Annotated in this window: 24 protein-coding genes; 22 read left to right on the top strand and 2 right to left on the bottom strand. The window is 60.8% G+C overall.

Annotation, left to right across the window (positions count from 1 at the left end; all coding sequences use genetic code 11):
* Nucleotides 1-111 precede the first annotated feature (111 nt).
* The 13 genes from ACXAED_RS04580 (at nucleotide 112) to petA (ending at nucleotide 14,548) form a co-directional block, all read left to right on the top strand.
* Nucleotides 112-699 carry a L,D-transpeptidase gene (locus ACXAED_RS04580; protein ID WP_475047229.1) on the top strand — a complete coding sequence of 196 codons (588 nt, stop codon included), beginning with the start codon at nucleotides 112-114 and terminating at the stop codon, nucleotides 697-699.
* Between the two features lie 392 nt (nucleotides 700-1,091).
* Nucleotides 1,092-2,486 carry a multicopper oxidase family protein gene (locus tag ACXAED_RS04575; RefSeq protein WP_475047227.1) on the top strand — a complete coding sequence of 465 codons (1,395 nt, stop codon included), beginning with the start codon at nucleotides 1,092-1,094 and terminating at the stop codon, nucleotides 2,484-2,486.
* Complete coding sequence (locus tag ACXAED_RS04570) at nucleotides 2,483-2,965, top strand: c-type cytochrome (protein ID WP_475047226.1); 483 nt, start codon at nucleotides 2,483-2,485, stop codon at nucleotides 2,963-2,965. Before ACXAED_RS04575 ends, ACXAED_RS04570 begins: the two co-directional genes overlap by 4 nt.
* Entirely contained in the window at nucleotides 2,962-3,693 is a 732-nt protein-coding gene (locus ACXAED_RS04565) for a DsbA family protein (RefSeq protein ID WP_475047224.1), read from the top strand. The genes ACXAED_RS04570 and ACXAED_RS04565 overlap by 4 nt, the downstream gene beginning before the upstream one ends.
* A gap of 219 nt (nucleotides 3,694-3,912) precedes the next feature.
* The gene (locus ACXAED_RS04560; RefSeq protein WP_475047223.1) at nucleotides 3,913-4,593 is read left to right on the top strand and encodes a TVP38/TMEM64 family protein; all 681 of its coding nucleotides are present in this window, start codon (nucleotides 3,913-3,915) and stop codon (nucleotides 4,591-4,593) included.
* Between the two features lie 553 nt (nucleotides 4,594-5,146).
* Nucleotides 5,147-5,512, top strand: coding sequence for a DUF5676 family membrane protein (locus ACXAED_RS04555; RefSeq protein ID WP_475053014.1), 366 nt, complete (start codon nucleotides 5,147-5,149; stop codon nucleotides 5,510-5,512).
* Nucleotides 5,513-5,572: 60 nt separating this feature from the next.
* Nucleotides 5,573-6,958, top strand: coding sequence for an MBL fold metallo-hydrolase RNA specificity domain-containing protein (locus tag ACXAED_RS04550; RefSeq protein WP_475047222.1), 1,386 nt, complete (start codon nucleotides 5,573-5,575; stop codon nucleotides 6,956-6,958).
* A complete protein-coding gene (locus ACXAED_RS04545) occupies nucleotides 6,955-8,460 on the top strand; it encodes a thymidine phosphorylase family protein (RefSeq protein WP_475047221.1) in 1,506 nt (501 codons plus the stop codon). The genes ACXAED_RS04550 and ACXAED_RS04545 overlap by 4 nt, the downstream gene beginning before the upstream one ends.
* On the top strand, nucleotides 8,457-9,359 hold the full coding sequence (locus tag ACXAED_RS04540) for a ribose-phosphate diphosphokinase (protein ID WP_475047219.1): 903 nt from the start codon (nucleotides 8,457-8,459) through the stop codon (nucleotides 9,357-9,359). The genes ACXAED_RS04545 and ACXAED_RS04540 overlap by 4 nt, the downstream gene beginning before the upstream one ends.
* A gap of 47 nt (nucleotides 9,360-9,406) precedes the next feature.
* Nucleotides 9,407-11,767 (top strand): copper-transporting P-type ATPase, encoded by a 2,361-nt coding sequence (locus ACXAED_RS04535; RefSeq protein WP_475053013.1) that lies wholly within the window; start codon nucleotides 9,407-9,409, stop codon nucleotides 11,765-11,767.
* 241 nt (nucleotides 11,768-12,008) lie between these two features.
* On the top strand, nucleotides 12,009-13,394 hold the full coding sequence (locus ACXAED_RS04530) for an APC family permease (protein WP_475047218.1): 1,386 nt from the start codon (nucleotides 12,009-12,011) through the stop codon (nucleotides 13,392-13,394).
* Entirely contained in the window at nucleotides 13,391-13,681 is a 291-nt protein-coding gene (locus ACXAED_RS04525; protein ID WP_475047217.1) for a DUF2933 domain-containing protein, read from the top strand. The genes ACXAED_RS04530 and ACXAED_RS04525 overlap by 4 nt, the downstream gene beginning before the upstream one ends.
* Nucleotides 13,682-13,999: 318 nt before the next feature.
* Nucleotides 14,000-14,548 (top strand): ubiquinol-cytochrome c reductase iron-sulfur subunit, encoded by a 549-nt coding sequence (gene petA, locus ACXAED_RS04520; RefSeq protein WP_475047216.1) that lies wholly within the window; start codon nucleotides 14,000-14,002, stop codon nucleotides 14,546-14,548.
* A gap of 183 nt (nucleotides 14,549-14,731) precedes the next feature.
* Here the strand turns inward: petA and ACXAED_RS04515 are convergent, their stop codons facing one another.
* Nucleotides 14,732-14,929: a heavy-metal-associated domain-containing protein gene (locus ACXAED_RS04515; protein ID WP_027258020.1), complete on the bottom strand. Its 198-nt coding sequence runs from the start codon at nucleotides 14,927-14,929 to the stop codon at nucleotides 14,732-14,734.
* Nucleotides 14,930-15,106: 177 nt separating this feature from the next.
* On the opposite strand from ACXAED_RS04515, the gene ACXAED_RS04510 reads away from it, so the two are divergent.
* The 9 genes from ACXAED_RS04510 (at nucleotide 15,107) to ACXAED_RS04470 (ending at nucleotide 24,758) form a co-directional block, all read left to right on the top strand.
* A complete protein-coding gene (locus tag ACXAED_RS04510) occupies nucleotides 15,107-17,617 on the top strand; it encodes a heavy metal translocating P-type ATPase (protein WP_475047214.1) in 2,511 nt (836 codons plus the stop codon).
* Nucleotides 17,618-17,640: 23 nt separating this feature from the next.
* Nucleotides 17,641-18,042: a Cu(I)-responsive transcriptional regulator gene (gene cueR, locus ACXAED_RS04505; protein ID WP_475047212.1), complete on the top strand. Its 402-nt coding sequence runs from the start codon at nucleotides 17,641-17,643 to the stop codon at nucleotides 18,040-18,042.
* Between the two features lie 609 nt (nucleotides 18,043-18,651).
* A complete protein-coding gene (locus ACXAED_RS04500; protein ID WP_475047211.1) occupies nucleotides 18,652-19,044 on the top strand; it encodes a hypothetical protein in 393 nt (130 codons plus the stop codon).
* A gap of 82 nt (nucleotides 19,045-19,126) precedes the next feature.
* Nucleotides 19,127-19,348 (top strand): hypothetical protein, encoded by a 222-nt coding sequence (locus tag ACXAED_RS04495; RefSeq protein ID WP_475046399.1) that lies wholly within the window; start codon nucleotides 19,127-19,129, stop codon nucleotides 19,346-19,348.
* Nucleotides 19,348-20,808, top strand: coding sequence for a TolC family protein (locus ACXAED_RS04490; protein ID WP_475047209.1), 1,461 nt, complete (start codon nucleotides 19,348-19,350; stop codon nucleotides 20,806-20,808). The genes ACXAED_RS04495 and ACXAED_RS04490 overlap by 1 nt, the downstream gene beginning before the upstream one ends.
* A 14-nt stretch (nucleotides 20,809-20,822) precedes the next feature.
* Nucleotides 20,823-22,181: a multicopper oxidase family protein gene (locus ACXAED_RS04485; RefSeq protein ID WP_475046402.1), complete on the top strand. Its 1,359-nt coding sequence runs from the start codon at nucleotides 20,823-20,825 to the stop codon at nucleotides 22,179-22,181.
* Nucleotides 22,182-22,222: 41 nt separating this feature from the next.
* Nucleotides 22,223-22,918, top strand: coding sequence for a copper-binding protein (locus tag ACXAED_RS04480; RefSeq protein WP_475046403.1), 696 nt, complete (start codon nucleotides 22,223-22,225; stop codon nucleotides 22,916-22,918).
* Between the two features lie 101 nt (nucleotides 22,919-23,019).
* Nucleotides 23,020-24,303: a 6TM ABC transporter family protein gene (locus ACXAED_RS04475; protein ID WP_475046405.1), complete on the top strand. Its 1,284-nt coding sequence runs from the start codon at nucleotides 23,020-23,022 to the stop codon at nucleotides 24,301-24,303.
* A gap of 14 nt (nucleotides 24,304-24,317) precedes the next feature.
* Complete coding sequence (locus tag ACXAED_RS04470; protein ID WP_475047208.1) at nucleotides 24,318-24,758, top strand: c-type cytochrome; 441 nt, start codon at nucleotides 24,318-24,320, stop codon at nucleotides 24,756-24,758.
* 40 nt (nucleotides 24,759-24,798) lie between these two features.
* On the opposite strand, the gene ACXAED_RS04465 is transcribed toward ACXAED_RS04470, so the two are convergent.
* Complete coding sequence (locus ACXAED_RS04465; RefSeq protein WP_475047207.1) at nucleotides 24,799-25,989, bottom strand: MFS transporter; 1,191 nt, start codon at nucleotides 25,987-25,989, stop codon at nucleotides 24,799-24,801.
* Nucleotides 25,990-26,012: the final 23 nt, after the last annotated feature.

Below are 26,012 nucleotides of genomic sequence, written 5' to 3'. Positions count from 1 at the left end.
GAAATGGCAGGCAAGCAGACGTGCTGATTATCGAGGGCGCAGCGGGTGTTAATCTTTGGCAGGGGCTCAGAAGACTATACGGTACCGGTGAAACAGTCAGAAGGAGGAATTATGCTGAGACGGGATTTCATTGCCGGGGCAGGGGCGTTGACGGTGCTGGGTTCAAAGGGCAGCGCGCATACGCCAACGCTTCCGGTCTACGATATGCCCGAAGAGCTTTTGCCGCGCGAGGTGCGCATCCAGAACGACCTTACGCCATATGAGGTGCATGTGGACCCAGAGCAGTTCGCGCTGTACTGGACGCTGCCTGAGGGCCGCGCGATCCGTTATGCGGTCGGGATTGGCCGACCTGGCCTGTACGAGGCGGGCGAATTCTATATCGGCGCGAAAAAGGTGTGGCCCAGCTGGAAGCCGACACCGGATATGATACGGCGCGAACCGCACCGCTATGCCAGGTTTGCCGATGGCATGCCCGGCGGTCTCGGGAACCCTCTTGGCGCACGTGCGCTTTATCTGTTTCAGCCCGGCCGCGGGGATACGTTTCTGCGTATTCACGGCACTAACGAACCGGATACTATCGGACGACGCGTGTCGAATGGTTGTGCAAGGCTGGTAAACGATCAGATGATCGACCTCTACGACAGGGTGCCGTTGGACACCCGGGTTGTGCTTCACCCGGTGGTGAACTTACCTGCCTGAGGTTGCGCATAGGACTTGCCGGTTTCCGGATAGGCAGAGTTCGGTCCGAGATGCAGAGTGATGCGTCCCCAAAAGTTCACTAACCGCACCACGGCCTTGGCAGAGGCGCGGTGTGGGAGCTCTAGAAGCCTGTCATGGACAAGCAGGCGCGCGGGTCCGTCCTAAGAACTTGGGCGAATGTGTCTAGGATACTTTCGGATACGAAAATGGTGATGAGGCGGCATTGACTTTCCTGTGCTGGAAGGCGGCAGTGCAATGCCAATGGAGAAGCGATTTGGAAGCCGTAGTGGCATACCGCCCACCGCCAAACTGAGCGAATTTTCTGATTATTGCGATAATCAGAACATCAGTGAACCGTCCCTCGCGGTTCGCTTGCCTGAGAGGAAAGAGAAATGTTTTCAAGACGGGGGTTTCTGAAAGCGGCGGGTGCCGCTGGAGTGCTGGCGGAACTGCCGGTCCGGGGGGATGCCCTGGAGCCGGACATGATGGAGTTGCACGCCACCATCAAGTCGGTGCAGCTACTGCCGCCAGACTACCCGAAAACAGAGATTTGGGGTTATGCGGGCGGCACGCCGGGGCCTGAAATCCGGGTGCCCCAAGGCGGCCGGGTGCAGCGGCGATTTGTCAACGATCTGCCGCAGGCAAGCACGGTCCATTGGCACGGCATCCGCGCGGCGAATTCGATGGATGGGGTTGCTGGGCTTACCCAGGCACCGGTTCCGCCAGGGGGCAGCTTCGAATATAATTTCACCGTTCGGGATGCAGGCACCTTTTGGTATCACGCGCACAACCGGTCCGTCGAACAGGTGGCGCGCGGACTGCACGGCCCGCTCATTGTTGTTGAAAAGGCACCTCCGGATATTGACCGGGATGTTACACTGCTACTCGATGACTGGCTGCTGGAGCCTGATGGCGGGCAGCTTTATCCAGACTTCGAGACGCGCCATGACCGGTCACATTCTGGCCGGTTGGGTAATTTCATTTCGACCAACGGACAGTCAGCTTGGGCCCGGACAGTGAAGCGGCACGAGCGGCTTCGGCTCCGGCTGATCAATGCCTCCAACGCCAGGATTTTCCTGCTGGCGCTGGTCAACTTCGAGGGCTGGGTGATGGCGCTGGACGGGATGCCGCTGCCAGCACCCAAGACTGTTTCAGGAGATTTGCTGCTCGGTCCCGGCCAGCGTGCTGATCTCCTTGTAGATGTCACAGCCGGAGACGGCGAAGAGGCGTTTCTCGCGCGGATCGAGGACAATCGGGGCTATGCCCAGGCTGCCTTCCCGGTGCGCGGCGTGTCCAGTAGCGCCCGGCGCGGCTCCCCGGCGCCGCTTTCGCCGAACCCGGCGATGGAGGTGACGGGGTTGGATGCCGCGAAGGAGCTGCGGCTCGACATGGCTGGCGGAGCAATGGGTTCGCTGCGCAGTGCTGTTCTTAACGGGCAGAGCACCGGGTTCCGGCAATTGGTGGAGGCGAACCAGTTCTGGGCCTTCAATGGAACAGTCGGCATGACGCAGACTCCGCTGGCCACGGTGGCGCGGGGCGAGACTGTCCGGGTTACAGTGTCCAACGACACAGCATTCCCGCACGCTATGCATCTGCACGGGATGCATTTCCGCATCGTAAATGCTGATGGCTCGATGGGCCATCTGCGCGACACGCTTCTCAGCTTTGCCGGGGAAAGCCACGAAATTGCTTTTGTTGCCGATAACCCTGGCGATTGGGCTTTCCACTGCCACATGCTCTCGCATGCGGCCTCTGGCATGATGACCTGGATCCGGGTGCAGGCATGACGCGGGCGGCCATCAGTGCGGCGGCGGTGCTGGCTGTCGCCGGAGTTGCAGCGGCGTGGGTTTTCCGGCCTTCTTTCCCGTTCGTGCCAACGGCTGATGCGGTGTCAGTTGCACAGGGAAAGGTGCTCTATGCGGAGTACTGTGCGTCTTGCCACGGGGCTAATCTGGAGGGCCAGCCGAATTGGCGCAGCCCAGGGGAGGATGGCCGCCTGCCGGCGCCTCCGCATGATGAGACGGGCCACACTTGGCACCATTCTGACCGAATGCTGTTCGAATATACCAAATTGGGGGGGCAGGCTGCGCTAGCAAACAGCGGAGTCGCCTTGGAGAGCGGCATGCCAGGCTTTGGCAGCCAACTGAGTGATGCGCAAATTCGCGGTATCCTGAATTTCATAAAATCAGCTTGGCCCGAGCGCGAGCAGCGGTACCAAGCAGAAAGAACAGAAGTAGAAGCCCAGCAAGAAGGAAGAAACCAATGATCCGTCCTAAACGTATATTGCCGGTACTTTGTCTTACCTTTTTGCCTTTGCCCGGCCTGACCAAAGAATTGACAGAGGAGGAGATCAAGCAACTGGTCTATGAGGCAATCCTGGAGCGGCCCGAAATCATCATGCAGGCGGTCGAAATGCTGCAGCGTGACCAGGACGCCGCCAAAGCTGAAGCTGCTCGGGTGGTTCTTGACAATAACCGTGCCACGCTGGAACGCGATCCCAACGCCCCGGTTCTGGGCAATCCTGAAGGGGATGTAACGGTTGTCGAATTCTTCGACTACAACTGCCCCTATTGCCGCCGTGCGATGGCTTCAGTGCAGGGGCTGCTGAAAGATGATGCCAATATCCGGCTGGTCTACCGCGAGTGGCCCATCCTGGGTGACGGGTCTGTCTTTGCCGCCCGCGCCGCTCTAGCGTCGCGAAAACAAGGAAAGTACGAAAAATTCCATTGGGCTCTGATGGGAATGCAGGGCAGGGCCACGGAAGCTTCGGTCATCCGTATTGCACGTGAAACCGGGTTGGACGTGGAACAGCTGCGCCGGGACATGGAGACGCCGGAGGTAGAGGAGCACATTGCGACTTCCATGGCGCTGTCACGCAGACTTGGTTTTAACGGCACGCCATCGTTCGTGATTGGCGAAAACTTAATTCCCGGTTTTGTTGAGCAACCGCAACTGCAAGAATTGGTAAAACAGGCACGCGAAGCTGCGGAGTGACGACGATTGCTCTATTGCGGTCAACAGCACTCAGGGCCGGTGCAATATTGCTTGGAAAACTCGCATGTTTTGTATCCGACTGTCGCAAAGCGCTTCGCTACGACTGAGCGATACATTTGCCCATCCGGGCAGGGTGGATCGGCCAATCCTGAATGTCCTAGTCTGTGGAAGATGGCGATACATCAATAAACGCGCCAACGATTTCGACTAGGAAGGCAGATGCTGCGCATAGAACAATTATCGGATTTCCGTCGCCGCCACAGGGTGGTGCTAGCGGTTATGGCCGTCGCTTTGTTGCTGGCGCTTGTTCTTTGGGCGGCTGATGCTTTGCCACCTGCAATGACGCGTGCAGACATAACAGCCTGGGTCGATGCGGCTGGCATCTTGGGACCGCTGGTGATCGTAGGCCTCATGACTATGGCGATCGTTGCCAGCCCTTTGCCTTCAGCTCCTGTAGCGGTGGCAGCCGGGGCGGCCTACGGGCATTTGCTGGGCACCGGTCTCGTTGCACTGGGGGCCGAGTCGGGAGCGATCATCGCCTTTCTGATTGCCCGGCGATTGGGGCGCTCGGCTATCCAGCGCTATCTGGGCGCTAAGCTTGAGACAGGTCTCATGGGATCGCAGAATGCACTGATGCTGACGGTGTTTGGCAGCCGCCTTTTGCCCTTCGTCTCATTTGACTTGGTCAGCTATGCAGCAGGGCTGACTGCATTGCGGTTCTGGCGCTTCGCACTCGCAACCGCGGCTGGCATTTTGCCAGCGAGCTTCATCCTGGCGCATCTTGGCAGTGAGCTGGCCGGGCCTGATGGACCTGGTGCCATCTGGGCAGTGCTGGGGCTAGGGCTGCTGACCGGAGCACCTCTCCTTTGGGCAGCCTGGAAGCGAGAGCAAGGCGGTTGAGGCAAATCAAGGCCTCCGGGCAAATAACATGTAGACTTGAGTAGTCATTTGGAGAAGCGGATCGTGGGAGTTACAGGATTAACGTACAGGAGAATTGGACTGCGGCGGCTTCGCTCGGCGCTTCACCTGACTCTGGTCCTGCTGTTGTCTGCAATTCTGATGGCGTCTGCTGGGGCGGACCGAACGGTAGGTGCAGAGCATTCAATGCCTGGCTATAGCCATGTTCAGGCCTTTGCTGCGGATTATGGGCAGCAAGGGTCTATTCAGCACGATCAGAACCTCTATAGCGTGCCTGCGTCTTTGGGTGACTGTGGACTGCATGCAATGTGTCACGCTTTGGCTCTACTCCCAATTGTCCTGATGCCTGAATGGAAGCCGGAAATGTCGGTTGCCGTACTCAATATCCGGCTGCTTGCGGACGGAATAGCCCTTTCACCGTCTCCACACCCTCCGAATTTTTCCTGAACCAACCACCCGGTCCAGTTGAGCGCCCAGCCAAGCGGCCCGGTTCACATGCTGTGTGGTGTGTTCAGGAGGTCGAGAAGTGTTTGCCATGCTCTATTTTGCGACTGCAGCTCTGCTAGTCTTTGCTGTGCTGCGGCTTGGATGCGGCCCTTGCGCAACGGGTCAAGTTTCTGAGGTCGACCCCGAAAACGTGATGGCGCCCCCGCGTATCCCTGTCGTCAAGCTGGGCTGGGCGCTGAGCATTTTCCTGGCCGTGACTTATACGCTGTGTGTCGGCTTCGATCTGATCTTTCCGCAGTATGCGATGTACCGCGCTTGGATCTCGCTGATGCCTGGCATGACGTGGCTCACAGCAACTTCCTTCCTGATCGGTCTAGCAGAAGCCTTTGCCTACGGTTGGTTCGTGGCACTCGTTTTTGGGCCTATTTTCAACGTGATCGCCGCGCGTGGATGAGGCGCAACAAGTCACCTTGCTACCCTAAAGCGTTCGGAGCAATAGAAGAGGAGACGTGCAATGAGCAAGTCGCAGCAACCGACCCTGCGCTTCCTCGGGGCCACAGGGACCGTCACTGGATCCCGCTACCTCGTTGAATGGCGTAGTCGCAGGATCCTGATCGATTGCGGACTGTTTCAAGGGTTCAAGCAGCTCCGCTTACGCAATCGGAAGCCTTTTCCGGTCCGGCCTCGATCTATCGATACTGTTCTCCTGACACATGCACATCTCGATCATTCCGGCTATATCCCTGCGCTGGTTAAGGCAGGGTTCGCGGGCAAGGTCATTTGCACACAATCGACTAAGGAATTGTGCGGCTTGATCCTGCCCGACAGTGGACATCTGCAGGAGGAAGAGGCGTCCTTTGCCCGCCGTAAGAAGTTTTCGGTCCATGCCCGCCCGACCCCCCTTTACACGCAAAAGGATGCGCAGAAGGCGCTGGGCAAGCTGGAAACTGTGCCATTCGACATGCCAGTCGATTTAGGCGACGGGATCTCGGCCAACTTCATCCCGGCAGGGCATTTGCTTGGAGCTGCGCAAATACGATTATGCCTTGGTAGCACGGCATTGCATTTCAGCGGTGACCTCGGCCGTCAAAGCGACCCTCTGATGCGCTCTCCAACCCCGTTTGCGGGGGCAGACGTCCTCGTGTGTGAATCCACCTATGGCAACCGCCTGCATGAGCTTGTCGATGCCGAAGCGCAGCTCTCCCGTGTTATCCGCCGGGTTATCGGGCGGGGCGGTACAATCCTCATCCCGGCCTTTGCGGTAGGGCGGGCACAGGGGCTGATGTATCACATCGCGCGGCTTCGCAGACGCGGTGATATTCCCGAAGTGCCGGTCTTTCTAAACAGCCCGATGGCGACAAATGCCACCGAAATTTATCACCGTCATCACAGTGAGCATAAGGTCAGCTGGGCCGAATGCTTGGATATGTTTGAACTCGCCAAGCGTGTGCGTTCTGTTGAAGAATCCAAGCAGCTCAACACCATGCCTTTCCCCAAAATCATCATTTCAGCCAGCGGCATGCTGACTGGAGGACGTATTCTGCATCACGTTCTTTCATATGGAGGGGACCGCCGTAACGCGATCCTGCTGTCGGGGTTTCAAGCCAGCGGAACGCGCGGTGCTGCGCTTGCCGCCGGAGCAGATCACTTGCGCATCTTTGGGCGTGACATCCCGATCGAGGCCGAGGTGATCTCTCCGGGCAGCTTGTCCGGCCATGCCGATGCCAACGAGCTACTTGAATGGCTGGGCGCTGCGTCGGTCCCTCCCCGGATGACCTATGTGACTCACGGTGAGCCAGAAGCGGCCGACGCGCTGCGTTTTCGCATCAACCATGAACTGGGCTGGAAAGCGAGGGTGCCAGAGCACCTGGAAACAATCCGTTTGGAGACGCCGCGATGACGCGTGATAGACATTGCCTTCCGCTAGTACGGGCGGAAATAGACACTTACAGCCAGCCTGTCGTCTTCATGCATCTGGACTGCCATGTTTGCCGCGCCGAAGGATTTCGTGCGCTGACCCGGGTGCGGATCGACTGCGGCGGACGGTCCGTGATTGCATCTCTGAACGTTGTCACCGGGGCAGGATGGCTGGGTCCGGAAGCGGCAGCGCTATCCGACGCAGCTTGGGCTGCATTGCGGCCGAGGCTGGGTGATATGGGTCAGTTCTCTCACCCCGAACTGCCAGAGGCGGCTTCGCTAATCCGCGCCAAGGTCTATGGTGAGCGGCTGCACCAAGCGCAATTTGCCACGATCATAAAAGATGCGATGGCACACCGGCTGTCGGATTTGGATCTGGCTGCCTTCGTAACGGCTTGTGCAGGAGAGCATCTGAGTACCTGTGAAACCATTTCTTTGACCCGTGCCATGCAGGAGGCCGGCAGATCACTGGAATGGGGCGAAGGGCCTGTGCTGGACAAGCATTGCGTTGGCGGTTTGCCTGGGAACCGCACCACACCGATCGTAGTGGCCATCGTCGCGGCAGCAGGTCTTGTGATCCCTAAGACATCCAGCCGTGCCATTACCTCGCCTTCAGGGACCGCTGACACCATGGAGGTAATGGCTCCAGTGGCGCTCGATACTGCTGCCATGCGCAAGGTCGTCGAAGCGCAGGGTGGCTGCATCGTTTGGGGCGGTGCTTTGGGGCTTAGCCCGGCCGACGACATACTGATCCGCATTGAGCGGCCTCTCGACTTTGACAGCGACGGGCAATTGGTTGCCAGCATTCTGTCCAAAAAGGCGGCGGCCGGATCGGACCGTGTCGTGATCGACATCCCTGTTGGTCCCACCGCGAAAGTGCGTTCGGAAAATGCGGCTGAAGCCCTATCGGAGCGGCTGCGCGCCACAGCCCGGGCAATCGGATTGGACCTGGCGATTCATGTCAGCGACGGCAGCCAGCCAGTAGGGTGCGGGATCGGTCCAGCACTCGAGGCAATGGATGTGCTGAAGGTGCTGCGCCGTACACCGGATGCGCCGGGCGATCTGAGAGAACGGGCTCTGGTGCTGGCTGGGCTGCTGCTGGAAGTGAGTGGAGAAACCGCAGGCGCTGAGCGGGCGAGGGTTTTGCTCGAAAGCGGCGCAGCGGAGCATCGGTTCATGGCGATATGCGAGGCTCAGGGCGGGTTTGCCGAGCCGGCTGAGGCCCCCTATCGGATACCTGTTGAAGCCCCGCGCGATGGAGTGATCACAGCTATCGACAACCGCCTTATTGCCCGGGCGGCAAAACTGGCCGGCGCCCCGCAGCAGGCCCGCGCAGGGGTGTTGCTTATGGCGCGGCCCGGGACACTGGTCCAGCGCGGACAGCCCCTGTTCGAAATCTGGGCCGAGACGCCAGGCGAATTGGCCTATGCCCGCGATTTTACCAGCGCGCAGAAAGAGATTTTCCGCATTGAGGTGCCAAAATGAGACCCGTTCTGATCCCTTTTCACAGTATGCGTCCACTGGCGGATCAACTGGCGGCACTGATGGGGGCTGAAGTGGCGCCTATGGACTGGCACCGGTTCCCGGATGGCGAGAGTTTGATAACCTTGCATGGTGATCTCGAAGGCCGCGAGGCGGTGATCCTGTGTTCTTTGTGTGACCCGGACCGGCATGCGATGCCGCTGCGCTTTGCCGCTGATACGGCGCGCGAGATGGGCGCTGTACACGCCGGTCTAATTGCGCCCTATCTGGGGTACATGCGCCAGGACCGGAGGTTCCACTCTGGAGAGGCGGTTAGCGCCAGATTGTTCGCCCGTTTCCTCGAGGAAAGCTTTGATTGGCTTGTGACGGTGGATCCGCACTTGCATCGGATCCAGGCCCTTGATGAGTTGTTTGCCATTCCCGCTGGCCGGGTTTCTGCTGCGCCACTGCTGGCACAGTGGATCGCGGAGACCGTTGAAAATCCGGTGCTGGTTGGCCCCGATAGCGAAAGCCGGCAATGGGTTGCGGAGGTCGCTTCGCTCGTCGGCTGTCCATACGAGGTTTTGCGCAAGGTGCGTTCCGGCGACCGCAGAGTTGAGGTTAGCAAATCCGGCCGCCAGTGGAGATGTTCCGGCACACCAGTTCTGGTCGATGATATTGCGTCCTCGGGGAGAACACTGGTCGGAGCAATCGAAAGGCTGGTGGAAGCCGGGGCCAAGCCGCCCCTGTGTGCGGTAATCCATGCAGTCTTTGCCGGGCAAGCTCACGCCGAGATTCTGGCCGCCGGGGCAAGCCAAGTCGTTACCACCGATACGATTTCTCATGAAAGCAATGCTATCGGCATCGCCCCGCTTCTAGCCGAGGCGGCAATTCATACGATGACTGCGTTGACCTTACAGTGACCTGAAAACTCACGATGGCAGCATTCCCCAACCGGAAGGGCATTAACATGAACGAACTTCCCAACAAGAAAAGCTCCAGTTTAGCAGACGAAGACAAATTTGTTTGCCCGATGCATCCGCACATTCGGAGCTCTGAAACTAAAGGCTGCCCGATTTGCGGCATGCACCTTGTCCCAGAAACTGGCAAGGAAAGGGCCAGTCATGATCACCACCATGGGCACGCAGCTTTCGGGCATGGAAAAACTGCTCTGAGTGGAGGTTATGACAAGGTTCCCATTGGTTGGGAAGGCCCTGTGTATACTTGCCCAATGCACCCGGAAGTTCGGCAAACCGAACCGGGCGCGTGCCCTCTTTGCGGGATGGGGCTGGAGCGAGAAGCAGGTTCTGTTGCGGAGGAGGGGCCAAACCCAGAACTCACCGATTTCACCCGGCGGCTCTGGGCCGGTGCGATACTAACAGTTCCATTGTTGGTTCTTACCATGGGGCCCTATGCCGGCCTGGCAGGTGTCCGGGATATTTTCGGGGAACGTAACACACTCTGGATTGAACTGCTTCTTGGCTCGCCGGTTGTCTGGTGGAGCGGCTGGCCGTTTCTTGTTCGCGGCTGGAACTCGTTCCGCACCATGAACCTCAATATGTTCAGCTTGATCAGCATGGGAGTGGCGGCGGCCTGGCTATTCAGCGTTGCGGCAGTACTTGCACCGGGCATATTCCCTGACGGCTTCCGTGACGCCGAAGGGCATGTCGGCGTCTATTTTGAGGCTGCTGCAGTGATTGTCACGCTTGTGCTGTTGGGGCAGGTGATGGAATTGCGGGCCCGGGAAGGGACCGGGCGGGCGATCCGTGCCCTGCTGGATATGGCGCCCAAGACCGCACGGGTGATCCGCATCGGTGGACAGGAAGAAGAGATCCCCCTGGATGAGGTGCAGGTGGGAGACCGGCTGAGGGTAAGGCCGGGAGACAAGGTGCCGGTGGACGGCACGGTGTTGGAGGGACGCTCCTCGGTAGACGAAAGCATGATTTCCGGAGAGCCTGTCCCGGTCGAGAAGGTCGAGGGTTCCAGTGTTACAGGTGCGACGATCAATGGCACCGGGTCATTGGTGATTGAAGCCACGAGAGTCGGGGCCGACACGATGTTGTCCCAGATCGTCGATATGGTGGCTAAGGCGCAGAAAAGCCGCGCACCAATCCAGAAGTATGCCGACAAGGTGGCAGGCTGGTTTGTTCCGGCCGTGATTGCTGTTGCGGTTCTGGCTTTTGCCGGATGGGCGATCTGGGGTCCGGCTCCTGCGCTGAGCTATGGCCTGGTCGCGGCGGTCGCCGTATTGATCATCGCCTGTCCCTGCGCGCTTGGCTTGGCGACGCCGATGTCGATCATGACCGCGACCGGCCGGGGTGCGCAGGCCGGTGTGCTCATCAAGAACGCCGAGGCGCTTGAGCGGTTCGAAAAGGTGGACACGCTAATTGTCGACAAGACAGGCACCCTGACCGAGGGCAGGCCGCGGCTGATCGCGGTTGTGCCCGAGCCGGGCCATGACGAAGCAGAAGTGCTGCGGCTGGCGGCGACGTTGGAGAAAGGCTCGGAGCACCCTTTGGCCGAGGCCATCGTGACCGGAGCGCTGGAACGGGGCATCAAACTCGGTGAGGCCACGGAATTTGATGCAGTCACCGGGAAGGGGGTGAAGGGGCGTGTGGACGGCCATGCGGTGGCGCTTGGCAACCTCCGCCTGGTAGCGGACCTGGGGCTGGAGGCTGCCAGTCTTGCTTCTACGGCCGATGCCCGTCGGGATCAGGGTGAAACCGTAATGTTCGTGGTACTGAATGGCGCCGTGGCCGGCCTGGTGGCCGTTGCCGATCCGGTGAAGGAAGCGACCCCCTCCGCGCTGAAGGCGCTACATGATCTGGGCTTCCGCATCATCATGGCCACCGGCGACAATGAGCGCACGGCCCGCGCTGTGGCCGGGAAGCTGGGTATCGACGAGATCCGCGCGGATGTGCTGCCGCAGGACAAAGCCCGAATTATCCGCGAGTTGCAGGAACAGGGGCGCAGCGTCGCCATGGCCGGGGACGGCGTGAATGACGCGCCCGCGCTGGCACAGGCGGATGTCGGTATCGCCATGGGCACCGGCGCCGACGTGGCCATCGAAAGTGCGGGTTTCACTCTGGTCAAGGGCAACCTGGACGGCATTGTGCGGGCCCGGCGCTTGGCGCGCGCGACCATGCGCAACATCCGCCAGAACCTGTTCTTTGCGTTGATCTACAATGCCTCCGGGGTGCCGGTCGCGGCGGGGGTACTGTTTCCGTTCTTCGGCATTCTGATCAGTCCGATGTTTGCCGCTTTTGCAATGAGCGCGTCATCAGTTTCCGTGGTGCTCAATTCCCTGCGCCTACGCGGGGTAAAGATATGACCGGGCATACTCTCTTTTTCCTCGCTTCTCTGTCCGTTGTTGCAAGCGCAGCCAGGCGTGGTCGCCGCGTTCAGAGCCAGACGGCCGCAGGCAGCTGTTTCGACACTAGGCGAGTGAACAGCCGGGGCCGGGCCGTGAGCGGAGAGCGTGGTGGTGCAGGAGGTTGGGGATGCCCGCGCCGGATCGCAGACGCAACAGCAAACAGCAAAGAAACTAGGCAATTAGTTCATAGGAGCCCGCGATGAGCGAGGAAAGTGAAGGGCATGCCCAGGCTGCGGACTACAGGTCCGGCTCGATTTCTCTGACCGGGGCTGTCGCCATGGGCACCGGCGTGATGATCGGTGCCGGTATCTTTGCGCTGACGGGACAGATTGCGGGGTTGGCCGGGTCCTGGTTCCCTCTGTCGTTCGCCGCAGGTGCGCTGGTCACTATGTTCAGCGCCTACAGCTATATTGCGATGTCCAACGCCTGGCCCTCCGCCGGCGGAATCGCGATGATCCTGACCAAGGCATATGGTCCGGGTACGGTGGCGGCTGCGGCCTCGGTTCTCATGGCGCTGTCGATGGTGATCAACGAAAGCCTGGTGGCGCGCACCTTTGCGACTTACGCGCTTCGGCCTTTCGGTATCGATGGCGGACCGTTGGTGCCGTTGATCGGCGTGGCGCTGATCATCTTCGCGTATATGGTCAATGTTTCCGGAAACCGTTCTGTGGGGCGCTGGTCAATCGTGATGTCCGCCATAAAGATCGCAGGGATCGCGTTGTTCGGCATTGCGGCACTCTGGGCCAGCGGCGGTGAATGGCAATCAGGGAACGGCGGTGCAGAAACCAGCGGACTGGGCTTCGCAGCCTCGGTGGCCCTGTCCATCCTGGCGTTCAAGGGTTTCACCACGATAACCAACAGCGGTGCTGAAATCACCGATCCGCACCGCAATGTCGGCAGGACTATCCTGATCTCAATCGCCATTTGTACCGCAGTGTACCTGCTGGTGGCCTTGGCTGTCGGCGCCAGCCTCAGCACAGAGGAGATCCGCGCAGCGCAGGATTACGCCCTTGCTGAGGCCGCGGGCCCGGTGCTCGGGCAGGTTGGCTTCTACCTGACCGTGGCACTGGCGATGGTGGCAACTGCGTCGGGGCTGATCGCCAGCATCTTCGCTGTTTCCCGCATGCTCACCATGCTGACCGACATGAAGATGATCCCGCACAGCCATTTCGGCATGTCCGGCTCCATCCGTTCGCACATGCTGATTTATACCGTGTTTGTTGCCGGTGCATTGACTGTGCTGTTTGACCTTGGGCGCATCGCCTCGCTGGGGGCGTACTTCTATCTGGTCATGGATATGGCGGTGCATTGGGGCGTCTGGCGAAACTTGCGGTATAAGATCGAAGTGCGCGGCTGGGTCCTTTTGACAGCATTGGCTCTCGACGCGGCGGTTCTGGCGGCATTTTCAGCGAGCAAGTGGCAGTCGGATCCAATGATTGTGGGAATAGCCCTGGCGGCCATCGCCTTGGTGCTGCTGGCTGAGCGGTTGTTTCTTGCCCGCAACGGGCAGCGCGACAATACACCCGGCGTACACAGCCAGCACCCCCAGCCATCTGAACATAAAGGAGGAAGGAACCTGCAATGAGTAGCGAAACCGGACAGGACAGCATCGTTCGAAACACCCGGAAGCCATCCATCTGGCGCAAATGGGGGCCATTGGCTGGGTCACTTGCCCTTGGCGCACTTGTACTGGGATGGGAATACCGTGAGTTCGTATTGCCGCTTTTCTGGTCGCCGGCCTCACTTTTGGTTGCCTGCCTGGCAATGCATTTCTTTTTACACCGGGGGCACCGTGGCCACGCTGGGACACATAGCTCCGGAAGGCGCGAACAGGAAGGAGATGGCACAGATGGGCCCGGCGATCCATCATAACGGCCATCTCGGGGCGCTGTATCGGGGCAATTTTTGAAGCGGTCCTTTGCTTCCAGGCCAACGGGGCCGGTGTGCCGGACCGTCTTGAGCTTCCGCCTGGGATGAAAGGGCGGCTGGATGGGTGCCGTCACACGGCAGCTTGTAGGTAAGCGGAAGTTCTTTCGAAAATTGCCATACACAAACCTGGGATGAGCACGATGCGTCACCAAGGCGAAGCCAATCGAAGCACAAAAGGGACTGGAGAGGGGGGAACTATGGCAGTTGGACACGGCCGCTGAGGCTCGCCCGGCTGTCACTCAAAGGGAAGGGAGATTGACAATGGCACAGGACAATGACCATCCGGAACATTCCGGCCCCGGCACCCGGCGCGACATCCTCTACCATGTTACAGGAGGTACCGCAGCCGTGGCCGCTGGAGCCGCCATTTGGCCACTGATTGACAGCATGAACCCGAGCGCAGATGTCTCGGCGCTTTCGGTTGTGCAGGTCGATCTTGAGGGTGTCGAGCCTGGCAGTCGGATCACGTTGAAATGGAAAGGCAAACCCGTTTTCATCGATCACAGGACCGAAGCCCGGATTGCTCAGGCACGCGCGGATGATGCAGAAACGCTGATAGATCCGGAACTGGACGCAGCGCGGGTACAGAAGCCCGAGTGGCTGATAGTGGTTGGCGTGTGTACCCACTTGGGCTGTATCCCGTTAGGCCAGGGAGGTGGCGATCCGACTGGCGGATACGGGGGATGGTTTTGCCCCTGTCACGGCTCGCACTATGATACTTCCGGCCGTATCCGCAAGGGCCCGGCTCCGCGCAACCTGGATGTGCCGACCTACGAATTTGTTACCGACACGCTGGTGAAGATCGGCTGATGCCGCGGAATTCTGCTGTGGTGCTTTTGCCTGTTGCGCGCAGGGCAACGGAACTGTCGAAGGACTGATGGTTGCCCGGAAGCCGCTGGCGAAACCGTGGCTTGTCCGGCAGCGGGAACGCGGGAAAAATGTGTCCCTAGCCAAAATCAAGGGTGCCGCAGTTAGCGGCACCCTTGAACAGTGTCAGCAAACTTCGGAAGCGTAGCCTTCCTCCTTGAGCGCCGCCTGGATGCTCTCACGAGCAGCTTTGCTTTCGATCCGGACTTTCCGCGCACCCATATCAAACTCCAGTGTCGCGCTGCTGTCCAGGTTGGTGACTGCTTTCTCAATTGCCGCTTTGCAATGGCCGCAGCTCATGTCGTTGATCTTGAATGTGATCATGCTTGGTTCTCCTTGGTTCCATGCCAGCCGCTACCGGATTACCGCACGGGAAGGTCAAGCGGGCAATGCACTGTCAATCACCGGATGAAATTTTTGCAAGCAGGCAGGGGAATTATCATTGACCTTCCAGTCACTGGAAGCCCCATATAGCTGCAAACAACCAGCTTTGGTGATGAAATGACACAGAACGAAACAGTCCGGTTCCAAGTTGAAGGCATGAGCTGCGCATCCTGCGTGGGACGCGTGGAACGCGCGCTGCAGGCCTTGCCCGAAGTCACCGGTGCCACGGTCAATCTCGCGAACGAGACTGCGCAGGTCAGCCACGACGGGTCGCTCTCTGCCGCTGGCCTGGCTGCAGTGCTGAAGGAGGCCGGATATCCCGCTGTGACCGATGAAGCCACACTGGAAGTCCAAAACATGACCTGCGCCTCCTGTGTCGGCCGCGTGGAACGGGCTCTCAAGGCGGGAGCGGGGGTTTTGGACGCCGCCGTCAACCTGGCTACAGAAACCGCGACGGTGCGGTTTGCAGCAGGCGCCACAACACCTGTCGAACTTGCAGCGCTGGCTACGGCAGCTGGGTATCCCGCGCAGCCGAAATCCAGTGTGCAGAACAACGCAGAAGAGCGCAAAGTGGAGGAAGCCCGGCAGCTGGCTCGGCGGACGCTCTTTGCAGCCGTTCTTGCCCTGCCGGTGTTCCTGATCGAGATGGGCAGCCATGTGATTCCAGGCATGCATGAATTCGTAGCGGGCGCGGTCGGGATGCAGACCAGCTATTTCCTGCAATTCCTGCTGACCACGATCGTCCTGTTCGGGCCGGGCCTGCAATTCTACACCAAGGGCTTTCCGGCTCTCCTCAAAGGCGCGCCTGACATGAATTCGCTGGTGGCACTGGGCACATCGGCGGCCTACGGGTTCTCGCTGGTGTCGACCTTCGCGCCCTCTTTGCTGCCTGCGGGGACGGCCAATGTCTATTACGAGGCCGCCGCGGTGATCGTCGTTCTGATTCTGCTGGGCCGTCTGCTGGAAGCCCGGGCCAAGGGCCGCACGGGCGAGGCGGTCCGCAAACTTGTCGGGCTGCAGGCGAAAACCGCGCGGGTTGAGCGTGGCGGCGAAATTGCGGAGCGCGCGGTCGAGGACATCGTGGTGGGCGATATCATCCACGTGCGGCCGGGCGAAAAAATCGCGGTCGATGGGGTGGTTCTGAGCGGCTCCTCTTATGTCGATGAAAGCATGATCACAGGTGAGCCCGTCCCAGTGCAGAAATCCGCAGGCTCCGAGGTCGTGGGTGCCACTGTGAACGGCACCGGCGCCTTGACCTTCCAGGCGGCGAAAGTGGGCAGCGACACCATGCTGGCGCAGATCATCCGGATGGTCGAGCAGGCGCAAGGCGCAAAGCTCCCGATCCAGGGGCTGGTGGACCGGATTACCGCCTGGTTCGTGCCCGCCGTGATGGCGGTTGCAGTGCTGACGGTTGCTGTCTGGTTTCTGTTCGGCCCGGATCCCGCGCTCAGCCTCGCTCTGGTCGCAGGGGTAGCTGTACTGATCATTGCCTGCCCCTGTGCCATGGGTCTTGCAACACCGACCTCGATCATGGTCGGGACCGGCCGTGCTGCCGAAATGGGCGTTCTGTTCCGCAAGGGGGACGCGCTGCAGCTGCTGCAGGAAAGCACTGTGGTTGCGCTCGACAAGACCGGCACGCTTACCGCTGGCCGGCCGGAGCTGACCGACCTGATCCTGGCCGGCGGCCAGGTCGAAGAAGAGGTGCTGCGGCTGGTCGCCGCCGTAGAAAAAAGTTCGGAGCATCCAATTGCCAAGGCTATCGTTGCGGCAGCGGAAGCGCGAGGGATCAAGCTTCCGGACGCCGACAGCTTTGACTCAATCACCGGCTTTGGCGTCCAGGCATCGGTCGGAGGCCGTCAGGTGCTGATCGGCGCGGACCGGTTTATGGAACGCGAAGGCGTGGCACTTGATGCGCTGGCCGGACAAAGCGATGCGCTGGCCAGCAAGGGCAAGACACCGCTTTACGCTGCTATTGACGGACGGATTGCCGCCGTGATTGCCGTGGCCGACCCGGTCAAGCCGACAACGCCTGGTGCCATTGACGCGCTGCACAGGCTGGGCCTCAAAGTTGCCATGATCACCGGCGATAACGCCGTAACGGCTCAAGCAATCGCAAGCGATCTGGGGATTGATCATGTGGTTGCCGAAGTGCTGCCCGAAGGCAAGGTTGCGGCGCTTGACAACCTGCGGGCGGACGGCAGCAAGCTGGCTTTTGTCGGGGACGGTATCAATGATGCACCGGCCCTTGCCGCTGCGGATGTAGGTATCGCTATCGGCACAGGAACCGATGTGGCCATTGAGACTGCGGATGTGGTGCTGATGTCTGGTGACCTCAACGGAGTTGTTAACGCCTTTGCAGTAAGCCAGCGCACCATGCGCAACATCCGGGAAAACCTGTTCTGGGCGTTCGGCTACAATACGCTGCTGATCCCGGTCGCGGCGGGGGTGCTATACCCTTTCGGCGGGCCGTTGTTGTCACCGGTGCTAGCAGCAGGCGCTATGGCGCTGTCCAGCGTATTTGTTCTGACCAATGCGTTGCGCCTGCGCTGGATTAAGCCAGCGGCAGGAAAGCACCATGTGGAAATCAGAGGACCGAAAGCCGCATTGCAGTCCGCGCCAGCTGAATAAGGCCGACCGAAGGGAGAAATAGCATGAATATCGGGGATGTTGCAGAACGGTCAGGTGTGTCGGCCAAAACCATCCGATATTATGAGGATATCGGATTAGTCAAACCCACGCGCGGTCGCAATGGATATCGCGAATTCGAAGAGAGAGAACTGCACCGTCTTGAATTTATCGGTCGGGCCCGGTCACTTGGGTTCACGATTGAGGACTGCCGTGACCTACTGGCGCTTTATGATGACGAGTCCCGCACCAGCGCCGAAGTAAAGCGCGTTGCGGAACAAAATCTGCAAGAGATCGACGCAAAAATATCAGGCCTGAAAGCCATGCGAGACACGCTCAGGTACCTTGTTGAGCAATGCTCTGGCGACCATCGGCCCGATTGCCCGATCCTGAAAACGCTCAGCAACGGCCCCGCTCACAACTTATGAACAAAATCAAATGACGTCCCGCGCTAAAACGCGGGCACTAGTGATGGGCCCACTGGGCCGCAAGGGTTATAAAGCCTGTCATGCGCCAGACTACTGCCTACCGGTCTTAGGCCTGTGATCAGTGCGGAAATTACTTCGGTCATGCAGCAGCAATCAAGCCAACTTAGGGTACACCCGGCATTAGTCCTCGAAATGCATGTCAAATTTGCTGCGCAGCTCACTCCAGCCAAGTTTTCTGTAGAGTAGTGATCGAAGCCGGCCTTGTCTCCAGCCGCTGGCCGACAGGGCTTACCACCTTGAAGCTAGCTTGAAAGCAAGCCGGTTAGGCCACATTTTGCACGATCTTATGTGTGAGTGGTCGAGGCATGCACAGTCTCCGAAAGCTGACAGATTTCTGCGGTATAATTCGCGCCTTTCACTCAACTGTTGGTTCTCAAGTGTTTCCGGTTTCGGTCACCCCTCCCGCGCGGGAAGGTTTGCTGGAAGCAATGCATACATTGGCGGAATGTTGCGCAAAATCCAGAATTTCCTGAGGGGCACGGAAACTTGTGCAATTGATGCATCATTCCCGCCTTGACGCGGGCTACTCCCCTTGTGAGAAATGTCACCATGGCGCTATTGGCACGTATCTTCCGGCTCATCAGGGTGGTTGCTGCATTTGCAGTGATCCTTTCGCTGGGATTTGCGCTGCCGTCCGCCGCGCATTCCCTCGCTGGCCATCACGGTAATGCGGTAGTTTCTCATAGTGGGGGCAGCCACGCCGATGCGGCCATCTCAGGCGCGGCATACGACGCTTCCCATATCAGCGCACACGATGGACCGGTCGCTCCCTGGAACGCTGCTGATACCGGAAACTGCTGCGCAGGCGCCTGTATGGCCGTTGCGGTGATTTCACTGCAGCCGGATTCAACCTTTGTTCAGCAGCCTATCCGCTGGGTAATGGCTTCCGCCCAGCTTCCCTCACAGGACCAGGTCAAGGTCCTGCGTCCTCCAAGAACCTGAGATCCTGAACCGCCATAGCGGTCATTAAATCTGTTCTGTGCTCTAGCACAGAATTTCTACAGATATTTCTCAGGAAAATCACATGAAATCTCTCTTTCTGGCCGGGGCGGGCGCCCTGCTGCTGGGGGCGTGCGCCAAATCGCCAGCGGCGCTGCCCGATACCGCCGCCCTGCAGCATGCTGCGGCGCCTTCCGGCCCCTACCGGTCCCTGAATTACCAGTCTCCCTTCCGGGGATTTGAAAACCACACGCCCAGCGGCCCGGCGTCCTGGCGCGGTGTTAACAAGCCGCAGGAGACCCACTGATGACAGTGAAAACCCGGCGCGTCCTCTTGGCGTCTCCCCTGGTGCTGGCCGCCTGTTCGGCTGCGGTGCCGGAAAAATACACCAGCCCGCAGGCCGGGTTTCAGGAGGTCGCCAGCCAGACCTCGGCCGCGATAGGCAAACGCACGGCCTTTACCCAGACACAAGCCCAGAACGCAGCGCTGGCCAAGGAAGTCCGGCAGATGGTGCATGGCCAGACGATCTCTGCCGACACCGCGGTGCAGGCGGCGCTTCTGAACAACAAGGGATTGCAAGCATCTTACGCCGCGGTCGGCCTGTCGGCGGCGGAGGCCTGGCAGCAGATGACGCCGGAAAACCCGGTGGTCTCGATTGGCCTCTTGGGGATCGGGGCACCGGAACTGGGCCTGTACCGGGCGCTGGAATCCACTATCGCCGTGAACCTGCTGGACGTGAAGACCCGCAAGCAGCGCGTTGCCGTGGCTGAGACGCAGTTCCAGCAGGCGCAGCTGAACGCGGTGAACGATACGCTGGCGCTGGCTGGGCAGACCCGGCTGGCCTGGATCAATGCCGTAGCGGCGTTTGAGCGGCTGAGCTACCTGCGCCAGGCTAGCGGGACGGCTGCGGCGGGGGCCGAGCTGGCCAGCCAGCTGGGCAGGACCGGCGCGCTGAACAAGGCGGGCCAGGCGCGGGAGTTTGCGTTCAATGCGGAGCTTGCAGGCCAGGTCGCCCGCGCCCGGCTGGAGGCGCAGCTTGCGAAAGAAGAGCTGACACGGCTGATGGGCCTGTGGGGCAGCGACGCCAATTACTATGTGCCCGACGCGCTGCCGCCCCTGCCCAAGTCGCTGAGCAAAGTGCCGGCCATTGAAAAGGCGGCGCTGCAGAATCGGGTGGACCTGCAAGTGGCCAAGCTGGGGCTGGAAGCGCAGGCTCGGGCCTTTGGCCTGACCGACCGGACCCGGCTTGTCACCGATCTGGAGCTGATAGCCGGGGTCGAGTCCGAGCGTGAGCGGGAGGACGGGGAAACGGAAACCGAGACCCTGCCGCAGCTTGAGCTGGAATTCGTCATCCCGGTGTTCGACACCGGCAAGGCGCGGATGCGCAAGGCGGAGCTGTCTTACATGCAGGCCGCCAATGCGCTGGCGGAACGGGCGGTGAATGTCCGCTCCGAGGCCCGCAGCGCAGAGCTGGCCTACTACTCCTCATACGAAATCGCCCGCCACTACCGCGACGTGCTGGTGCCGCTGCGCCGGACGATCGAGGAGGAAGGGCTTCTCAGCTATAATGGCATGATCACCAGCACCTTCGAACTGCTGACCGATGTGCGCGAAAAACTGGCGGGCTCGCTGGAAGCGGCCAACGCCAAGCGCGACTTCTGGCTGGCTCAGGCAAATGTCAGCGCCGCGATTTACGGCGGCGGTTCCGGCTCAGCCCCGCAGGGCGGCAGCGCGGAAATCGCTGCTGGCGGCGGCGCAGGCCATTGAAAGGATCAAATGACATGATGAACAGACGTCAAATGCTTGGGGCCGGCGCCGCAGGTGCTGCACTGGTGTCCAGCCAGGCCTGGGGCAAGACCGCCAACATGGGCCTGCCCGAGGCCGCCAGCATGGATACCGCGGCAACCCAGCCGCCGCTGGCCCCCTCCACCGGCCCGGACTACAACCCGGTGGTCACCCTGAACGGCTGGACCCTGCCGTTCCGGATGAACAACGGCGTGAAGGAGTTCCACCTGGTCGCCGAACCGGTCGAGCGGGAGCTGGCCGACGGCATGATCGCCCACCTGTGGGGCTACAACGGCCAGTCCACCGGCCCCACCATCGAGGCGGTGGAGGGCGACCGGGTCCGCATCTTCGTGACCAACAAGCTGCCGGAGCATACTTCGGTGCATTGGCACGGGATGATCCTGCCTTCGGGCATGGACGGGGTCGGAGGGCTCAGCCATCCGGGCATCCCGCCGGGCAAGACCTTTGTCTATGAGTTCGACCTGATCAAATCCGGCACCTTCATGTACCACCCGCACGCGGATGAGATGGTGCAGATGGCGATGGGCATGATGGGCATGTTCATCGTGCATCCCAAGGATCCGGCCTTCATGCGCGTCGACCGGGACTTCCTGATCATGCTCAACGCCTTCGATATCGACCCCGGCTCCTATGTGCCGCGGGTGATGGAGATGACGGACTTCAACCTGTGGTGCTGGAACAGCCGGATCTTTCCGGACATCGACCCGCTGGTGGTGAACCAGGGCGACCGGGTGCGGGTCAGGACCGGCAACCTGACCATGACAAATCACCCGATCCACATGCACGGCTATGACTTCGAGGTCACATGCACCGATGGCGGCTGGGTGCCAGAGAGCGCCCGCTGGCCGGAGGTGTCGATCGACATTCCGGTTGGTGCCATGCGTGCCTACGAATTTGATGCGGTGCATCCGGGCGACTGGGCGATCCACTGCCACAAGTCGCACCACACGATGAATGCGATGGGCCACGACGTGCCGACGTTCATCGGCACCGACAAGCGCAAGCTGACCGGCCAGATCCGCAATCTGCAGCCGGAATACATGCCGATGGGCACCGCAGGCATGGCCGACATGGGCGAGATGTCGATGCCGCTGCCAGACAACACTGTGCCGATGATGGCCGGCTGGGGCCCGCACGGGCCGCTGGAAATGGGCGGCATGTTCTCGGTCGTGAAGGTGCGCGAAGGCATTGATGCAAACGACTACAGCGATCCCGGCTGGTACGAAAACCCGCCCGGCACCCAGGCCTATGAGTGGACCGGCGAACTGCCGGACTTGGCCCGCGCAGAAGACGCGCAAACCCGCATTACCCCGAAACCAACTGCCAAGGGCTGACCGGCCCCTGGCACCCAACCAAACCTGATGAGGAGACACACATGAACAAGATCCTATCGGCAGCCCTGATTGGAGCTCTATCCGCGTCGCCGGCTTTTGCAGGCGGCACCCACGGCGGCGGCCACCATGATGAAATGGAGGTCGGCAAACCGGGCGAGGCGGCCCACGCGGACCGGGAAATCGCCGTCACCATGAAGGAGACCGACGACGGCGGCATGATCTTCGAGCCGTCCAGCTTTTCTTTTGCCAAAGGCGAGACGGTCAAATTCATGATCACCAACGAAGGCGAACTGGAGCATGAGTTCGTGCTGGACACGCCTGAGCGCAATGTCCACCACAAGGAGCTGATGGCCAAGATGGACATGGAGCATGACGACCCCAATTCGGTGCGCCTGGATCCGGGTGCCAGCGGGGAAATCGTCTGGACCTTTACCAATCCCGGCACTTTTGAGTTCGCCTGCCTGATCCCCGGCCACTACGAATCCGGCATGTCCGGGCCGGTTGCGGTGCTCGAAGGCGGCGGCACCTTCACTGCGGGCACGGTCAAGAAGGTCGACGCCAAGTCCGGCAAAGTCACTATCAAGCACGAGGAGCTGGTCGATCTGGAAATGCCTGCGATGACCATGGTGTTCCGGGTTGCGGATGCAACAATGCTTGACCAGCTGGAGGCAGGCAAGAGCATCGAGTTCGTCGCCGAGCGGGTCAACGGCAAGCTGACCGTGACGGCGCTGAAATAACCGGCGGCGGAGGCCGGAATGCCGGCCTCCGCCTTTGTCAAACCCCAGCGGTTCCTGCCAGACCCTAGAAGCAGAAGAACACTAACGTTCCGGCGCCGCTGGTGAACATCAGACAACAGGCAATCATTCCCGCGATGCTGGATCTGCATACTCTCACACACGACGCCGCGGGCGCTTTCGGGTTCTGGTATGATGATACCGCACCCGGATGGCTGCATCCGGTGATGCATCTGGTTCTGGTGCTGGCGCCCGCGCTGCTTGTGCTGACCTTGGCAGGCCAGGCCGCCTGGCTGCTGCGCCAGCGGTTTCTGCGGCGGGCGGCACCGTTTGTGCCGCCCCAGTTCCCGGCAGGCGGTCTGGAGCCGGGGCTGCCACGCCATATCCTGCGCACGACCGGGCGGCAGCAAACGGTCCTGGTTCTGCTCAGCCTGACCGCGATGCCGATCCTTTACCTGACCCTTGAGCTGCCCAAGCAGATCGTGAACCGGGTCTTCGAAGGCGCAGAAGCCGCGGTCCCGGTCCTGGGCTTCGAGGTTTCGCAGGTCTCGCTGCTGTTTCTGCTCTGCGGCGCCTATCTGGCGGCCATCACGCTCAACGGTCTCAACAAATACTGGCTGAACATCCGCAAGGGCCGGGTTGCCGAAAGTTTCGTGCGCCGGCTGCGGCTGGCCATCTACCGCCAGTGGCGGCGGGATCAGCCCGCGGAGCGCCAGCCGGCCATCATGCCGGTTCTTGGCCCCGAGGTTGAACCAGTCGGCGGCTTTGCCTCGGAACTGCTGACTGTCCCGCTGCTGCAGGGCGGGACGCTGGCGACGATCCTTCTGTTCATGTTTGTGCAGGACCCGATCCTGGCCGCCGCAGCCCTGACGGTGCTTCCGCTGCAGCTGATCATCGTGCCGCGGCTGCAGCGGCGTGTGAATGCAGTGTCCCGCAAACGGATCCGCGAGATGCGACTGCTTGGTGAGAACCTGGACAGGGACATGCGGGCTTCGGGGCGGGGCGCGCTGCCGGTTGCGCGCAGTTTCCGGCAACTGCAGGACCTGCGCCTGCAAATCCACCGGCTGAAGTTCCTGGCCAAGGCGATCAACAACTTCCTGACTGCCCTCACCCCGTTCCTTTTCTATTCCTTGGGCGGCTATTTCGTGCTGCAGGAACGGGTCTCGCTGGGCGCGCTGGTGGCGATGCTGTCAGCGCACAAGGAGTTCTCCTCTCCGCTGAAGGATCTGTTCCGCTTCTACCAGCAAAGCGAGGACGTGCGGATCCGCTACCAGGAAATACGCGCTTTCGCGTTCCGGTCAGGCGGGGCATCCGGTCCGGCAAACGGAGAAAGGCAGCAGAGTCCAGGCAGATTTTCGGCCGAAATCGGTATTTCATTCCCCCAGTAGGAGAAAAGAACCTCATGAGGAAAACCATTGCCATCGCAGTTGCAGCAGCCGTGTTAGCGGCAGCAGCCTTCTTTGTGTACAACAGCACCGGCAGAAACGATGCGACCGCGCAACGCTCTGTTCTGGAGCCCGGTGCGCCGCTCACCGCGGTTCAGTTGCCACCGGAGTTGAGCGAGGCCGCGACAATCGGCAAGCGCGCCTTTGACGCGGTCTGCGCCGATTGCCATGGAGAGAATGCTGCGGGGCGCAACGGCATGGGACCGCCGCTGGTCCACAAGATCTATGAGCCCTCGCACCATGGTGATGCCGCCTTTTTGCTCGCCGTCCGCAACGGCGTGCGCGCGCATCACTGGGATTTCGGAAGCATGCCCGCTCAGCAAGGGCTGACCGATGGCGACGTCAAAGGCATCACCCGCTACGTGCGGGAGCTGCAGCGTGCCAACGGCATAAATTAATCCGCCGGGTCGCCGGGCCAGAGGCAATAGGGCTTGGGGATCAGGGTTTGGCCTCCCTGGCCAGCCGGTCCAGTTGTTTCAGCACTGCAAACTGGGCAAGAGTGGCGGTGATTGCCGCGGCAAAAACCGCGGGAGTGGCGATCAGGCTGGCGAGGATGGCACCCAGCAGGGGGGACAGGGCGGCAGGTGTAGCGAAGGTGTTGAACCACGCTGAATAGGCAGGACGCCGGTCATCCGGCGAGATTTCCATGAGAAAACTCAGGTAGCTGATGGTCACGCCATTCATCATTGCGCCGATGACAAGATAAAGCGCCGCAAACCCGAAAATCCCCGCTCCGGCGGCGAGCAGGGCAAGCATGAGGGTAGGCGCCAGGAGGCGGAGGAGCGTCACGCACCATAATAATGGCAGCTTGCCCAGGCCGTCGCCGATGCGGCCCCAAAACGGGTTCGAGACCAGTGCTCCTACGGTTTGCGCGGCCAGGAGCGTGCCAACCCCGGCCAGCCCGATTCCGCTTTCACGTGCAGCTACGATGTAAAAGGGCAGCGCCATCAGCGTGGCGGAGCCAAGCCAGTGAAAGATCAGAAACAGGCGGAACGCGCGGTTCTGCCGGAAGGTGACCAGCCCCTCGCGCAGAAAGTCAGCCGCTCCCGCGCTCCGGACGGCGGGACGCCTGCTGGACGATGAAGGCGGCTCTCCTGCTGCGAAAAACAGTCCGGAGGAGAGGAACATCAGCGCCGAAGCCAGAGCAAAAATGAACGCATAGGCCTGCAACGGGGGCATCACTTCGAGGGCGAGGCGCAGCCCCCCCGCGGCGGCGATGGCGAGCAGCCCGCCACCGAAAAACCGCCACGCCAACATCCGGCTGCGGCGGTTGGAGGGGATCGCACGCCCTACGATGTCGTTGTATGGAACCGCAACGACGCCGCTGACAAAAGCATAGACCGTCCAGAGCGCAAGAAAGCCAGCGGCGAGCGGCACCGGCGGCCAATCAACTTGCGGCCAGTCCGCTCCCCGCCAGAGCAGAAGCGCGATGGCTCCGGCTGCTGCAGCCCGGCCAAAAGCACCAAAAACATAGAACGGCATCCTGCGCTCGGCGCGTTCGGCGAGGTATCCCACCGGCAGCTGCGGCAGTAGCCATCCCAGCCGCAGCACGGCGCTGGCATAGCCGACGGCCAGCGCGCTGCCTGTCAGCATGTGGGTCAGGCTGGCGACAACCGTTGCGCTGTCCACTGCCGCGGAGCCGCCCTGAAAAG

This window comes from Leisingera sp. ABM4_103, assembly GCF_056158685.1.
Note: the sequence above shows the minus strand (reverse complement) of the source record. Positions and strands in the feature narration are given on the sequence as shown.